This window comes from Bradyrhizobium sp. NDS-1 (assembly GCF_032918005.1).
In the GTDB taxonomy this organism is placed as follows: domain Bacteria; phylum Pseudomonadota; class Alphaproteobacteria; order Rhizobiales; family Xanthobacteraceae; genus Bradyrhizobium; species Bradyrhizobium tunisiense.
Genome location: NZ_CP136628.1, coordinates 4,022,466 through 4,035,601 on the forward strand (window position 1 = coordinate 4,022,466; position 13,136 = coordinate 4,035,601).

Below are 13,136 nucleotides of genomic sequence, written 5' to 3' on the forward strand. Positions count from 1 at the left end.
AGCGTTGCGGCGCAGAGCCGGGACCCAGAGGCCGCGCATATCGCTGCTGCATGGGCCCCGGCTCTGCAGCGCATCGCCAAAGGGGGCGCTGCGCAGCGTCCGGGGCATGAGCGTCGAATCCATATCGTCATCCAATCCAGTTCACGCGCACACCTTCCCGTTCTCGCGGCGCATTACGCCCGAGCCTTGCGGCATTTGCCGCCCTCGAAAGTGCCGAGGGCGCAGGGAAGGCCGGGTGCCGGCTGGCACCCACGGTCCACTGTGCGAAAGCGTGTGCTTGAGAAAGCTGCACAGCGGCATACAGGTGTAGCCGAAACATCCGGCCTTCCCTGCGCAGTGGGTTTACGGCTTATGTCGTGCTCTTGTGTCCGCAAGATCTGCCAGGATGTGCGAACGGGCGGTTCTGACCAACCGCCCGTCGCTGGATCCGAGCCCGTTCGTGCTCAAAGGCCTAGAGCCTGTCGGGGAGCGTGGGACGGATTCGGCGTGTCTTCCTCAACCCGAACAGTTGCATGGGCTTCGAGCCCGAACCGAGCAAGGAAGGGAGTGGATGATGGCACAGAACGGTCGCGTTGTCGTCGGGATAGATGTGGCCAAGGACAAGGTGGATGCATGCATTCGCTCGCTGTCGCAACGGCAAGCGTTCCCGAGCGGTGCGAAGGGACGGCGCAAGCTGGTCGCCTGGCTGCGCAAGCACAAGGTCGACAGGGCGGTGATGGAGGCGTCCGGCGGCTACGAGCGGGACTGGGCCAAGGCGCTGCGCGAAGCCTGCTTCGCGGTGCGGATCATCGATCCACGGCGAGTGCGTAACTTCGCCCGATCGGCGGGGCGGCTCGCCAAGAACGATACGATCGACGCGGACACGACCGCCTGGTTCGCTGAGACGTTTGAAGATGCGCCGAGCCAAACCCACGATGCGGCGCGCGAGGAGCTGGCGGCACTGGTCAAAGCACGCAAAGCCGTGATCGATCTGAAGACCCGCTTGCAGAGCCAGAACGAGCACGCCGTGCCGGGAGCGGTGCAGAAAGCCCACGCCCGCGTCTTGAAGGGCCTGGATGCTGAGATTGCCAAGCTCGAAGATGCAATCGTTGTCACGGTCAAGGCCACACCGGCATTTGCCGCGCGCGCCGAGATCATCGAGAGCGTGCCGGGCCTCGCCGAAACGGCCTCTGCGGTCCTCATTGCGGGGCTCCCGGAACTCGGGACGGTTCGCGATGAGATCGCCGCCGCGTTGTTGGGCGCTGCGCCTTATGATGACGATAGTGGCAAGCGACGTGGCGAGCGCCACATCAAGGGCGGCCGCCGCTGGGTACGCAACGCTCTCTACATGCCCTGTCTCGGCGCAGCCACCCAGAACAACCCGGTGCTCAAGGCGTTCTATCAACGGCTGATTGCCAAGGGCAAGGAGCCGAAAGTTGCGCTCATTGCCTGCATGCGCAAGCTGATCGTCATCCTCAATACGATGATCGCCCGCGGCGAGAAATGGAATCCGGGCCGCTACGCGTTGCGGTGAGCTGATCGAGCGCGCCCTACCGCGCTCGGTCCTCGACCGAGCGCATGCCAAGCCGACAGACCGACGAGCGGACGGGGTCAAGGCCGTCAGCCGCCAAAGGCGGTGGCGCGTCCAGCGCCAGCCTTGAGGCCGGCCGATCGGCGGTCTACTTCAGCACAGTTGCTCCCCCGGGGAGCGTTGCACTATTGCCCCCGTCGCCTTGCGGCTGATCGATGTGCGCGCCGGTCGGCCGCCGCATCGCCGCAAACCTTGACGCCAGAACCCCGGGCGCCAGGACCACACGATTTTGCCGTACGCGGGCTGCACCTGTCGTGTGCGCGCGTTGCCTGCTCACGGTGTGACCCGCCCTGCAAACCGACTGCGCGCGACGCGGCCCGCGTCCACCACCTCCCATCCCGCGTTCGTGACGATCGCGATCCGCCCCTCGGCCCGGGTTGAGGTGGCCGAAACATGCGATATTTCCGAATTCTAGTAAAGCGAATTATTTGCGACGAAGGCATTGACCTTCTCGTTGGGTGTTTTGCCCGTCGGGCAGCGCAACAGGTTGTGGGCTCGGCCGAACGCCGCCGCAACGGTGCCATGAACCGGTCTCCCCTCGGCCCCAAAATGCGCTAGGATGACCGCAGCGCGCATTCCAAGTCGCGCGTGATCAACTGGACGTATGAGGAAACGAGATGAGGGTGACGATGGGACGGCGCGCAGCCGTGGCTGCGGCGCTGGCTGTAATTGGGGCGGCAGGCTTGACGGTGACGTTTGGCCCGGCCTGGGGGCACGGGCCGACCCGGCAGAAGGTGCGAGAATCCATCGAGATCAGCGCGCCACCGGCCAAGGTGTGGGCCGCGATCTCCAATTTCCAGGACATGAGCTGGCTTCCGATCGTCACCAAGACCGAAGGCCAGAAGGGCAACGAGATCGGCGCGACGCGGACGCTGACCCTGACAGGTGGCCCGACGGTCGAGGAGGAGCTCTACAAATACGAGCCCGACATGCAGAGCTATTCGTACCGGATCACCAAGGTCGACGTGAAGGTGCTGCCGGTTACCAATTATTCCTCGACCTTGACGGTGTCGCCGGCGCCCGACGGCAAGTCCAAGCTGGAATGGGCCGGCGCGTTCTACCGCGGCTTTCCCAACAACGATCCGCCGCCGGAACTGAGCGACGAGGCCGCGGTGAGGGCGGTGAGCGGTCTGTACAAGTCCGGCCTCGAGGCGCTCAAGAAGAAGATCGAGAGCGGTAGCTGATCGTGCGAATTCTGGTTCTGGCGGCGCTCGCCGCCAGCATCGCGCAGGCGTCCGCGGAAGAGGCGTTCGTCACCAACCAGCTCAGCGACGATCTGATGGTCGTGGACCTCGCTGGCGCGCGCGGTGTTGCGACCATCCCGATCGGCGGCAAGCCGGCGGGCGTGGCCGTCAGCGCCGACGGGCTCTTTGCCTATGTGACGAGCCCCGATGCCAAGGCGGTGACGGTGGTGGACGCAGCAAGGCGGCAGGTTGCCGGCCGCATCGAGGTTGGCGGCGGGCCGCTCGGCATTGCGGTCGCGCCCGATGGCAAGACGATCTATGTCGCCGACTGGTACGCCGCCGCGGTACGGGTGATTGATACGACCTCACGCAGCGTCGCCGCCAGCATCGCGGTCGGCGCCTCGCCCTCGGGGCTGGCAGTGACGCCGGATGGCAAGCTGCTGCTCTCGGCCGACCGCGACGATGACAGCGTCTCGGTGGTGGACACCGCGACGCGGCAGCGCAACGCGACCATCAAGGTCGGCACGCGTCCGTTCGGCGTCACCATCGATGCCGAGGGCAGGCGCGCCTACACCGCCAATGTCGGCTCCGACGACGTTTCGGTCATCGACATCGCACAAGGCCGCGAGATCGGCCGGGTGCCGGCGGGGATGCGGCCCTACGCAGTGGCGCTCGCGCAAGGGCGGGGTTTCGTCACTGACCAGTATGGCGGCACCGTCAGCGTGTTCGACCTGGCGAGCCTGAAGCCGATCAAGCGCATCAATGTCGGCGACTATCCCGAAGGCATCGCCGCAACCGCCGACGGCAAGCGCATCATCGTCGCCTGCTGGGAGAGCAACACGCTCAGCATCATCGACGCGATTGAGCTGAAGGTGATCGGCGAGATCAAGACCGGCGACGGCCCGCGCGCGTTCGGCGCGTTCTTGCGGAAGACGGAGTAGTTCGTCAAAAAACGGAAGGCGAGTCGGTTCGACCCCGAGCCTTTGCACCCAAGCCTTTGCACCCAAGCCGGCGGGTTCAGTGGGAGCTACGATCCGGAAGAGCGCTCCACGCAGCGTGGGGCATGTCGCTCTGCTCGAGGCAGCTACGACGACCTATCTCATTGCGACGGAACGAGGCCGGCCGCTGCCCGCACCATGCGCGGAGACGGGGGAGCCGAAAGCTGCGGCGGCGCCGCACCGGGAGCCAATGCCAGGATCGGCTGCCAATCCGCATTCCATCGCGTCAGCGTCTCCCGATTCCCGTCATAGGCCAGGTCGAGGAACGCCAAAGTGAGCTCAGCCGTCGCGGCCTTCACCTTCGGGTTCAGGGCCGGGCCTCCCGTGAACGAGCGATCTGTGAAGATGCTGTGCGAGCCGCCCTCGAACACGGCAAGCAGCTTGCGGGGCGTGGCTATGGCGTTGAAGACGGCCAGTCGGTCGGTGGTGGGCGAGTGATATCCGGGGATTTGAATGACGTCGTTCGTCGCCGTCACGTGCAGGTTCGGAACGGTGATCTTGCCCAGGACCGAGGCAAGATCGGTTTCGCCATAGAATGGCGGAGCAGAGATGACGATCGCGGCCGTAAAGCGCGGGTCGCGGGCCTCGACCCACCTTCCGTCGCGCATCACGCGGGCGCCAACGGCAACAAGGGCCGTGTTGGCGCCATAGGAATGCCCGGCCGCCACGATGCGCCGACGGTCGATCCGGGCGCCATAGGGGCCAGACAGCATGCGATCCAGGGCAAAGTGCAGGTCGCGCGCTCGCGCCAGCGCCTCGCTCTCGTGAGCCGCGCGCTGCAAGCGGTCGACGACGGCGAGGGGATTGCCTGCCCAGAGCGAGGAATCGCTGCCGGTATGCTGAACATGCAAGCTCGCAACGCCGCGGGACGACCAATATCGCCCCAGATAGCTGTAGCCTCTGCGTGAACCGCCGAGCCCATGGGAGAAGACGATGAGCGGCACGCGCGATCCGGGCGCAACATCCGTCGGCCAGTGCAAGCGGGCCGGCACGGGCCGCGCACGCGCGGGATCGACCCAGTCGAAGTCGATGTGAGCGGGCGGGGCGGATTGCGCTTGCGCCGGGTGTGCGGTGACTGCTGCCGTGACTGCGACCGCGAGCAGCATCGCACCGAGGCGGCGTCGCGTCATTTTCCCGGGGGCGGACGCGTCGCTGCCCAACCTGCTTGCACCCTGCATTTGATCGCACCAGATGTCATTGATAATTGCACTCAGTGTAATTTTGTAAGTTGGTCGATTCCATGGCAGGTCGCGATCACGACTTCGTTCGGAAGAATGGGAGGGCAGCGGCAAACGGACGCGGCGAATTGCTGCATCGTCGAGGCCCCAGCCCGATCGACAAGCTGCTCCCGGTCGCAATGATGTCGGTTGGAGCACGGCGTCGAACCGGATCTCCGGCTGAGCCGACAGATGGTCTCCATTGGCGCCGGGATCGTGCGCAGCGCAGGAAGCGGAGACATTTCGATGGATAAATGGGTCGAGTTCGCCGTGGCGTGGCTGCCGTTCCTGCTTCTGATCGGGTTCTGGTTCTGGTTCTCGCGACGGAACGGAATGCAGGCGCGCGGATCGTCCGGCGTGACTATGATCGAGCTCTACGAGCAGCAGGTCGCCGAGACCCGGCGCATGAACGGTTTTCTGGAGCGGATCGCGATCTCGATGGAGAAGCACGAAGCATCGCGGGGCAGCTAGGCCGGCGTCCGATCTCTCGGCTCGAGGGCACCGCTCAGCAGGATCGGCGCGATGTCGTCGATACGCTCGAAGACGTGGTCTGGCCCCAGCGCCCGCAGCGCCGCCGGCGCCGCATAACCCCAGCACACCGCACCGCAGCCGATCCCGACAGCCCGCGCCGCCTCGATGTCGCGCACCTCGTCGCCAACCGCGATCACGCGGGCCGGATCAGCTCCAGCACGGCGGATGACGCGGCGGAATTTCGCGGGCTTGCCGAACAGCGATGCGGCACAGTCGAAATGTGAAAACAGCGCCGCCGCTTCGCCGAGCTTCTCGCGCGCATTGGCTTCACTGTCGGAGGTCACCAGCGCAAGCTGCACGCCGCTATCGGCCAGCGTCCGCAGCATCGCCTCGACGCCCGCAAACAGCGGGATCTCGGAAGCAGCTTCCGCCTTTAGCCGCCGCGCATGCCGCGCGATCGCCGGCAGCTTCCACAGGGGCACTTCGAGGCGGGCGAGGATCTCGCGCGTCGAGGCATGCCTGAGCTCTTCGATGTCCTCGTCCGTCACGCGGCGAAAGCCGAAGCGATCGGCCACATCGTTGATGGTGCGCAGGAACCAAGGGAAGCTGTCGGCGAGGGTGCCGTCGAGGTCGAAGATGGCGAGGGTGTAGGGCATGGAGAGGAGATTAAACCGCTAGGCTTTCCACACCGTCGCCTCGGTCCATCCGAGATCGGAGAACTCTGCGGCCCTGAGCGGCGCCTCTCCTTCGGCGAAGAATTCGTCGAGTTGGGGCGGCGCGACGCTGGTTTCGGACAGCATGGCATGCGCCTGCCCGCGATGATGGATCTGATGCTGAAACAGGTGCATCAACAGCCGGTCGCAACGTTCGATCTGGACGCTCGTGTCTCTGTTGATCCGGACATGGCCATCGAGAAGCTCGGGCGTGAGCGCGTCGCAGATGGCGAGCAGGCGTCTGTCCATCGCGGCCTGGGCAGCCTTCAGCTCAGAAACCGAGGGGTGGGGCACCTCGTTCACCCAGGCCTGTGGCCCGAGCCAGCCGCCCTCGAGCGCATCAATGTAGAAGAGATCAATGACGTAGATGTGGTTCAGCGTGCGCTGGAGGCTCGGGAAGAAGCCGGTGCGGTGGGCTTCGAACTCGGGCTGAGACAGCGCGGCGCAGGCGGTGAGCAGCCGATGGTTCGCCCAGGCATTGTTGTGGGCAAAGGCGCCGTAGGTCTGAATGAGGCCGGCCGACATCTAGGTTTTCCTCCGAGATCAGCGCCAATCCGCCTGCACGTCTTTAACCTACGAGCTTTCGCTGGATCGAAGTAGCCACAAGACCTGGTCACGATATTGGGCGGGAAACACGATCGAAAGTGGATGTTGTTCCGATTTCGACATCTTGCGGGTGGCGCTGTTCAGTATGGTAACGTAGACAATTGCGTTCCGCACATCGTCAACGAGCGGCAGGTCGTCGTGCTTTACGAGTACCAGCCCGGTTGGCAGCCAGGATAGATCACAGATGCATTCCTCGAGCGCATCCCAATTTCCTCCAAAATAATTCGGAAATCTGAGCTGTGTCGCGATTGTGACTAGAAGCGCCGTCTTGTGCGCGATGTTCCGAGGGACGTTGGCACGTATGGTAGCGTCTGGAGATGCGCCATCATCTCCAAATTCAAAACCGTACGGCATCGCGTCGTCACTCCGCTGCCTCGCTCGTGCTCCTTCGCTTCGGCTTCCGCGCCTTCTTCAGCACCGGCTCCAGGAATTTGCCCGTGTAGCTCCGCGGCGCCTTGGCGATGTCCTCGGGCGGGCCCCAGGCAACGATCTCGCCGCCGCCGTCGCCGCCTTCGGGGCCGAGGTCGATGACCCAGTCGGCGGTCTTGATGACTTCGAGATTGTGCTCGATGACGACGACCGTGTTGCCCTGCGCGACCAGCTCGTGCAGCACCTCGAGCAGCTTCTTGACGTCGTGGAAGTGCAGGCCGGTGGTCGGCTCGTCCAGGATGTAGAGGGTGCGGCCGGTGGCGCGCTTCGATAATTCCTTCGCGAGCTTGACGCGCTGGGCTTCGCCGCCCGAGAGCGTGGTGGCCTGCTGGCCGACGTGGATGTAGTCGAGGCCGACGCGGTGGAGCGTCTGGAACGTCTCGCGGACGCGCGGCACGGCCTTGAAGAACTCGGCGGCCTCCTCGACGGTCATGTCGAGCACGTCGGCGATGCTCTTGCCCTTGAACAGCACCTCCAGCGTCTCGCGGTTGTAGCGCTTGCCCTTGCAGACGTCGCAGGTCACGTAGACGTCGGGAAGGAAATGCATCTCGATCTTGATGACGCCGTCGCCCTGGCAGGCCTCGCAGCGGCCGCCCTTGACGTTGAAGGAGAAGCGGCCGGGCTCGTAGCCGCGCGCTTTCGCCTCGGGCAGGCCGGCGAACCATTCGCGGATCGGCGTGAAGGCGCCGGTGTAGGTCGCCGGGTTCGAGCGCGGGGTGCGGCCGATCGGCGACTGGTCAATGTCGATGATCTTGTCGATGTGCTCGAGGCCCTCGATGCGGTCGTGCGGGGCAGCGCCTTCGCTGGCATTGTTCAGCTTGCGGGCGATGGCGCGGTAGAGCGTGTCGATGAGGAGCGTCGACTTGCCGCCGCCGGAGACGCCGGTGACCGCCGTGAACAGGCCCAGCGGAATTTCGGCCGTGACGTTCTTGAGGTTATTGCCGCGCGCGTTCACCACCTTGATGGTGCGGCGATGGTTCGGCGGGCGCCGCTCCGGCACCTCGACCTCGAGCTCGCCGGTCAGGTACTTGCCGGTCAGCGATTTCGGGTTGCGCATGATCTCGGCGGGCGTGCCTTCGGCGATGATGTTGCCGCCATGCATGCCGGCGCCGGGGCCGATGTCGAGCACGTGGTCGGCCAGGAGGATGGCGTCCTCGTCATGCTCGACCACGATCACGGTGTTGCCGAGGTCGCGCAGCCGCTTGAGGGTATCGAGCAGGCGTGCATTGTCGCGCTGGTGCAGGCCGATCGAGGGCTCGTCCAGCACGTAGAGCACGCCTGTGAGCCCGGAGCCGATCTGCGAGGCCAGACGAATGCGCTGGCTCTCGCCGCCGGACAGCGTGCCGGAGGAGCGGGACAGCGTCAGGTAGTTGAGGCCGACGTCGAGCAGGAAGGTGAGGCGCTCACGGATCTCTTTCAGGATACGTCCGGCAATCTCGTTCTGCTGCGCGTTGAGCGCACCGGGCACGGTCTCGAACCATTCGCCGGCCTTCCTGACCGACAGCTCCGAGATCTCGCCGATATGCTTGCCGCCGATCTTGACGCAGAGCGCCTCGGGCTTGAGCCGGAAGCCCTTGCAGCCTTCGCAGGGCACGTCGTGGAAATACTTTGCCAGCTCCTCGCGCGCCCACTCGCTTTCGGTTTCGCGGTAGCGGCGGTTGATGTTGGTGATGACGCCCTCGAACGGCTTCTTGGTGTCGTAGGAACGCACCCCGTCTTCGTAGGAGAACTTGATCTCGTCCTCGCCGGAGCCATGGAGGATGGCGTTCTGCGTCTTCTTAGGCAGGTCCTTCCACTTGGTGGTCAGCGTGAATTTGTAGTGCTTGCCGAGCGCCGTCAGCGTCTGCACGTAATAGGGCGAGGACGATTTGGCCCACGGCGCGATCGCGCCCTTGCCGATGGCGAGCTCCTTGTCGGGGATGACGAGGTCCTCGTCGACATGCTGCTCGACGCCGAGGCCGCCGCAGGCGGGGCAGGCGCCGTAGGGGTTGTTGAACGAGAACAGGCGCGGCTCGACCTCGGGGATGGTGAAGCCGGAGACCGGGCAGGCGAACTTTTCCGAGAACAGCATGCGCTCGGGTCCGCTCTTGTCGTGGATTTTTGCGGTCTTCTTCTTTTCCTTTTCCTCCGCAGGCGCAGCGCCCGCCGGCGCGTCGGCGAATTCGACGACGGCGAGGCCTTCGGCGAGCTTCAGCGCGGTCTCGAAACTCTCGGCGAGGCGCTGACCGATGTCGGCGCGCACCACGATGCGGTCGACCACGACGTCGATGTCGTGCGGGAACTTCTTGTCCAGCGCCGGGGCTTCCGCGAGCTCATGAAAGGTGCCGTCGATCTTGACGCGCTGAAAACCCTTCTTGAGCCATTCGGCGAGCTCCTTGCGGTACTCGCCCTTGCGGCCGCGCACGACGGGCGCGAGCAGGTAGAGGCGCGTCCCCTCGGGGAGGGCCAGCACGCGGTCGACCATCTGCGAGACGGTCTGGCTCTCGATCGGCAGGCCCGTGGCCGGCGAATAGGGCACGCCGACGCGCGCCCAGAGCAGGCGCATGTAGTCGTAGATCTCGGTGACGGTGCCGACGGTGGAGCGCGGGTTCTTCGAGGTCGTCTTCTGCTCGATCGAGATCGCCGGCGACAGGCCGTCGATCTGGTCGACATCAGGCTTCTGCATCATCTCCAGAAACTGGCGCGCATAGGCCGACAGCGATTCGACGTAGCGGCGCTGGCCCTCGGCGTAGATCGTGTCGAAGGCGAGCGAGGATTTTCCGGAGCCCGACAGGCCCGTGAACACCACCAGCTTGTCGCGGGGAATCTCGACGTCGATGTTCTTGAGGTTGTGCTCGCGCGCGCCGCGGATCGTAATTGCGCGCAGGTGTGCCCCCGCGTTCTGCTGTTGGCGCTTCGCCTTGATCACTTCATCCATCCGAGTTGCCCTCAAGGAATCCCATGGGTGCGCGACCGCGCCAGCAAAAGAGGCGCGCTTCGCCCGGAACCGGGATCGGCGCCGATGGGGTTGTCAGCGAACGTAGGAAGAACGCGCTCGGATTTCCAGAGGGAGTTGCGAATCGTCAACGGATTGTTGGGGCGCTGGCGGCATCTGGCAGCAGCGGGGCTGGGAACGTAGACCCGCCGAAACAAAAAGGCCGGCGCGAGGCCGGCCTTTCGTGACGTGGTGACGTCGGTCGATCGGGATTTCAGTACCGGGCGACGACGGGACCGCCGAAGGTGTAGTTGAGGCGGACGGTGCCCATGTCGACGTCCTGCTTGATACGGTCGGTACGGTCGTTGACGCCGAGGACCGTGAACCCGACGTTGCGGCCGCCCATGAACAGATGGTTGTATTCGACGGCAACAGACCAGCTCGGGGCGAAACCGAATTCGATGCCGGTGCCGACTGCGCCACCCCAGCGCGTCTCGCTCGCGCTGTCGAAGACGACGCCGCCCAGAAGACCATCGTATTTGGCATGGGTAACCGCGGCGCCGCCCTTCACGTACAAGAGCACGTTGTTCCAGGCATAGCCGACCTGGCCGGTGAAAAGGCCGATCGCATCGATTCGGGTCTGATTGACGATCGGCGCGAAGGCGAGGGGGGCGCTCGCGTTCGATCCCTTGAGATTGGCCCAGTCGCCTTGAGCTTCGAGGCCGAAGACCCAGTTGGTCGACTGCCAGCGATAGCCGACCTGACCACCGACGACGCCGCCCGTGGCGTTGTGACAGCCTTCGGAGACAACCGGAATTGCCGCGCCGAGGACAGCGTTGAGATCCCAGCAGTTGCGGCTCGAGGCGCCACCGCCGTTGACGCCGATGTAGAAACCGCTCCAGTTGTACATCGCGACCGGCGCGACCGGAGCCTTGGTGTAGGGGCGGGCCGCCAGATCGGCCGCTGAGGCCGGCGCCAACGCGCTGAGTGCGAACAAGCCGGCCGAAGCCAGCAAAAGCTTCTTTATATCGATTCCCCAGTTTCGTTTCGTTCTTGCCTTCCGGAAAGCGGAAGACAGCGGCCCCCTATGATCCGACCGATGCTATTGCTTACACCATTGAAGCCGAAGGTTGTGTCACCGGCGCGCCACATCTCGCCAAAAACGCCAGCACGAAGCGGGTTGCCGCGCACAAACAAAAAGGCCGGCACAAGGCCGGCCTTTCGTAACGCGAAGCGTTGGAGTGAAGCTTAGTACTTCGCAACCACCGGGGCGCCGAAGTGATAGTTCACGCCGACCTGCACGGTGTGGAAGTCGAGCGTGCCGGTGGGCAGGGTGCCCGAGAAGTAGGTCTCGCCGCCGAGGCTGCGGTAGAGGTACTCGCCCTTGACGGTCCAGTTCGGAGCGAAGTACGCCTCGACGCCTGCACCGACGGTCCAGCCGGAGTGGAACTTGCTGTCGGAGATGGTCACGCCGAGAGCGCTGGCGCTCAGCTTGTTGTCGATCCAGGCGTAACCACCCGTGCCGTAGAACAGGACGTTGTTGACGGCCCAGCCGATGCGGCCGCGAACGGTGCCCATCGCATCCGTCTTCGAGCTCAGAGTCGCCGTGGCAACACCGAAGCCGGGGACGAGGATCGGACCGGTGGCGGACGCGCTGACGTCAGCCCAGGCAGCATCAGCCTCGAGGCCGAACACGACGTTGCCGGTCTGCCAGTTGTAGCCGGCGGTGCCGCCGACGAAGCCACCCTTCATCTTCGGGTCGCCGGAGCTGTCTTCCCAGGCGCCGCCACCGACGATACCGAGGTAGAAGCCGGTCCAGTTGTAGACCGAAGCCAGCGGAGCGACCGGAGCCTTGGTGTAGGGGCGGGCTGCGAGATCAGCAGCCGAAGCGGGGGCCGCCAGAGCGAACAAACAGGCCGAAGCCAACAAAACCTTTTTCATTTTCAACTTAATCCCAGTCCCAGTTTCTATTGTTGCCTTCCGCGATCGAAAGGGCAGCGGACGTCGTGTCCAACTAACGCCGTACTTACACCAGCAAAGCCGCAAGTTGTGTCTCCAAAAAGCCACACGGCGCCCAAAACGTAAGCGTAGTTGACTCATTTGCTTTGCCGCCAAACGAAAAAGGCCGGCGCGAGGCCGGCCTTCGATTCAATGATTTCAGAGAGATATCAGTACCTGGTGGTGCCCATCCCGCCCCAATTGAAGTGATAGTTCACACCTGCCTTGACGGTGTGAACGGTATCGTTCCACTCGGAACGGTTGGCAGGCACGGCGGTGTACTGGATCGTGCTGCGGCCGAAGTCGATGTAGTTGTATTCGACCTTGGCCGACCAGTTCGGAGCGAACATGTATTCCGCGCCCGCGCCGACGGTCCAACCCCAGCGGGTGTTGTTCTGGATGAAGACGTTTCCGGGAACGCCATCATAGCGGTGCTGAATGTCGCCGACTGCAGCGCCGCCGCTGACGAACAAGAGAGCGGGGCCGGTCGAGTAGCCGAGACGGCCCTTGATGTCGCCGAAGCCGCGGATTCTCGTGAAATAGGTGTCGCCCAGGCCGGCATTGATCTCCGCAGAACGACCGTTGATGTCGGCCCAATGGTAGTCGCCTTCGATACCGAATACGACATTGTTGACTTGCCAGTTGTAGCCGAACACGCCACCGACGAACCCGCCGCTGGTATCGTAATCCTGCGATCCAGCGAAGCCCGGAGCGTTCGGAGCGCCGAAGAAGGTCTCGTCGCTGCGGCCCCAGCCGCCGCCGCCCTGCACACCGATGTAGAAGCCGGTCCAGGTATAGATCGGAGCGGGGGGTGCGACCGGCGCCTTTGTATAGGGACGGGCCCCGAGATCCGCAGCACCGGCCGGAGCCGAGAGGGCCAGCGCAACTGCGCCGGCGAAGCCAACGAGAATCTTCTTCATTGTAATCTCCCCAGTCGATCCGCCTCTCAGAGTTCCCCGAGGCGGACTATCAGGCGCGAGGCCCATTTGCATCAATTCGAGGCACAACGATAGCCCGATTAGGCGGCAGAGTCCGT

Annotated in this window: 12 protein-coding genes; 4 read left to right on the forward strand and 8 right to left on the reverse strand. The window is 64.5% G+C overall.

Translation table 11 applies throughout. From position 1 onward, the window contains the following. Positions 1-550: 550 nt before the first annotated feature. The 3 genes from RX330_RS18980 (at position 551) to RX330_RS18990 (ending at position 3,695) form a co-directional block, all read left to right on the forward strand. Entirely contained in the window at positions 551-1,513 is a 963-nt protein-coding gene (locus tag RX330_RS18980; protein ID WP_317239402.1) for a transposase, read from the forward strand. Positions 1,514-2,187: 674 nt separating this feature from the next. Next, positions 2,188-2,754: an SRPBCC family protein gene (locus tag RX330_RS18985; protein ID WP_317239403.1), complete on the forward strand. Its 567-nt coding sequence runs from the start codon at positions 2,188-2,190 to the stop codon at positions 2,752-2,754. Between the two features lie 2 nt (positions 2,755-2,756). Then, complete coding sequence (locus tag RX330_RS18990) at positions 2,757-3,695, forward strand: YncE family protein (RefSeq protein WP_317239404.1); 939 nt, start codon at positions 2,757-2,759, stop codon at positions 3,693-3,695. Positions 3,696-3,853: 158 nt separating this feature from the next. Here the strand turns inward: RX330_RS18990 and RX330_RS18995 are convergent, their stop codons facing one another. Further along, on the reverse strand, positions 3,854-4,882 hold the full coding sequence (locus tag RX330_RS18995; protein WP_317239405.1) for an alpha/beta hydrolase family protein: 1,029 nt from the start codon (positions 4,880-4,882) through the stop codon (positions 3,854-3,856). A 333-nt stretch (positions 4,883-5,215) separates the two neighbouring features. Here RX330_RS18995 and RX330_RS19000 point away from each other — a divergent pair, with 333 nt between their 5' ends. Further along, entirely contained in the window at positions 5,216-5,440 is a 225-nt protein-coding gene (locus tag RX330_RS19000; RefSeq protein ID WP_317239406.1) for a hypothetical protein, read from the forward strand. On the opposite strand, the gene RX330_RS19005 is transcribed toward RX330_RS19000, so the two are convergent. The 7 genes from RX330_RS19005 to RX330_RS19035 all read right to left on the reverse strand — a co-directional run bounded on the left by RX330_RS19005 (position 5,437) and on the right by RX330_RS19035 (position 13,020). Continuing rightward, positions 5,437-6,096, reverse strand: coding sequence for an HAD family hydrolase (locus RX330_RS19005; protein ID WP_317239407.1), 660 nt, complete (start codon positions 6,094-6,096; stop codon positions 5,437-5,439). The genes RX330_RS19000 and RX330_RS19005 overlap by 4 nt on opposite strands. An 18-nt stretch (positions 6,097-6,114) precedes the next feature. After that, complete coding sequence (locus RX330_RS19010) at positions 6,115-6,678, reverse strand: DinB family protein (protein ID WP_317239408.1); 564 nt, start codon at positions 6,676-6,678, stop codon at positions 6,115-6,117. Between the two features lie 48 nt (positions 6,679-6,726). After that, entirely contained in the window at positions 6,727-7,113 is a 387-nt protein-coding gene (locus tag RX330_RS19015) for a barstar family protein (protein ID WP_317239409.1), read from the reverse strand. A 7-nt stretch (positions 7,114-7,120) separates the two neighbouring features. Continuing rightward, positions 7,121-10,105 carry an excinuclease ABC subunit UvrA gene (gene uvrA / locus RX330_RS19020; RefSeq protein ID WP_317239410.1) on the reverse strand — a complete coding sequence of 995 codons (2,985 nt, stop codon included), beginning with the start codon at positions 10,103-10,105 and terminating at the stop codon, positions 7,121-7,123. Positions 10,106-10,376: 271 nt separating this feature from the next. Continuing rightward, entirely contained in the window at positions 10,377-11,129 is a 753-nt protein-coding gene (locus tag RX330_RS19025) for an outer membrane protein (protein WP_317243930.1), read from the reverse strand. A gap of 221 nt (positions 11,130-11,350) precedes the next feature. Continuing rightward, complete coding sequence (locus RX330_RS19030; protein ID WP_212084799.1) at positions 11,351-12,043, reverse strand: outer membrane protein; 693 nt, start codon at positions 12,041-12,043, stop codon at positions 11,351-11,353. Between the two features lie 227 nt (positions 12,044-12,270). Further along, positions 12,271-13,020: an outer membrane protein gene (locus RX330_RS19035; RefSeq protein WP_212084801.1), complete on the reverse strand. Its 750-nt coding sequence runs from the start codon at positions 13,018-13,020 to the stop codon at positions 12,271-12,273. Positions 13,021-13,136 lie beyond the last annotated feature (116 nt).

What these genes read in the sequence shown, in the direction of transcription:
- RX330_RS19010 (WP_317239408.1), bottom strand. Translation starts at nt 6,678, where the DNA reads ATGTCGGCCGGCCTCATTCAGACCTACGGCGCCTTTGCCCACAACAAT.
- RX330_RS18995 (WP_317239405.1), bottom strand. Translation starts at nt 4,882, where the DNA reads ATGACGCGACGCCGCCTCGGTGCGATGCTGCTCGCGGTCGCAGTCACG.
- RX330_RS19005 (WP_317239407.1), bottom strand. Translation starts at nt 6,096, where the DNA reads ATGCCCTACACCCTCGCCATCTTCGACCTCGACGGCACCCTCGCCGAC.
- RX330_RS18980 (WP_317239402.1), top strand. Translation starts at nt 551, where the DNA reads ATGATGGCACAGAACGGTCGCGTTGTCGTCGGGATAGATGTGGCCAAG.
- RX330_RS19030 (WP_212084799.1), bottom strand. Translation starts at nt 12,043, where the DNA reads ATGAAAAAGGTTTTGTTGGCTTCGGCCTGTTTGTTCGCTCTGGCGGCC.
- RX330_RS19000 (WP_317239406.1), top strand. Translation starts at nt 5,216, where the DNA reads ATGGATAAATGGGTCGAGTTCGCCGTGGCGTGGCTGCCGTTCCTGCTT.
- uvrA (WP_317239410.1), bottom strand. Translation starts at nt 10,105, where the DNA reads ATGGATGAAGTGATCAAGGCGAAGCGCCAACAGCAGAACGCGGGGGCA.
- RX330_RS19015 (WP_317239409.1), bottom strand. Translation starts at nt 7,113, where the DNA reads ATGCCGTACGGTTTTGAATTTGGAGATGATGGCGCATCTCCAGACGCT.
- RX330_RS19035 (WP_212084801.1), bottom strand. Translation starts at nt 13,020, where the DNA reads ATGAAGAAGATTCTCGTTGGCTTCGCCGGCGCAGTTGCGCTGGCCCTC.
- RX330_RS18985 (WP_317239403.1), top strand. Translation starts at nt 2,188, where the DNA reads ATGAGGGTGACGATGGGACGGCGCGCAGCCGTGGCTGCGGCGCTGGCT.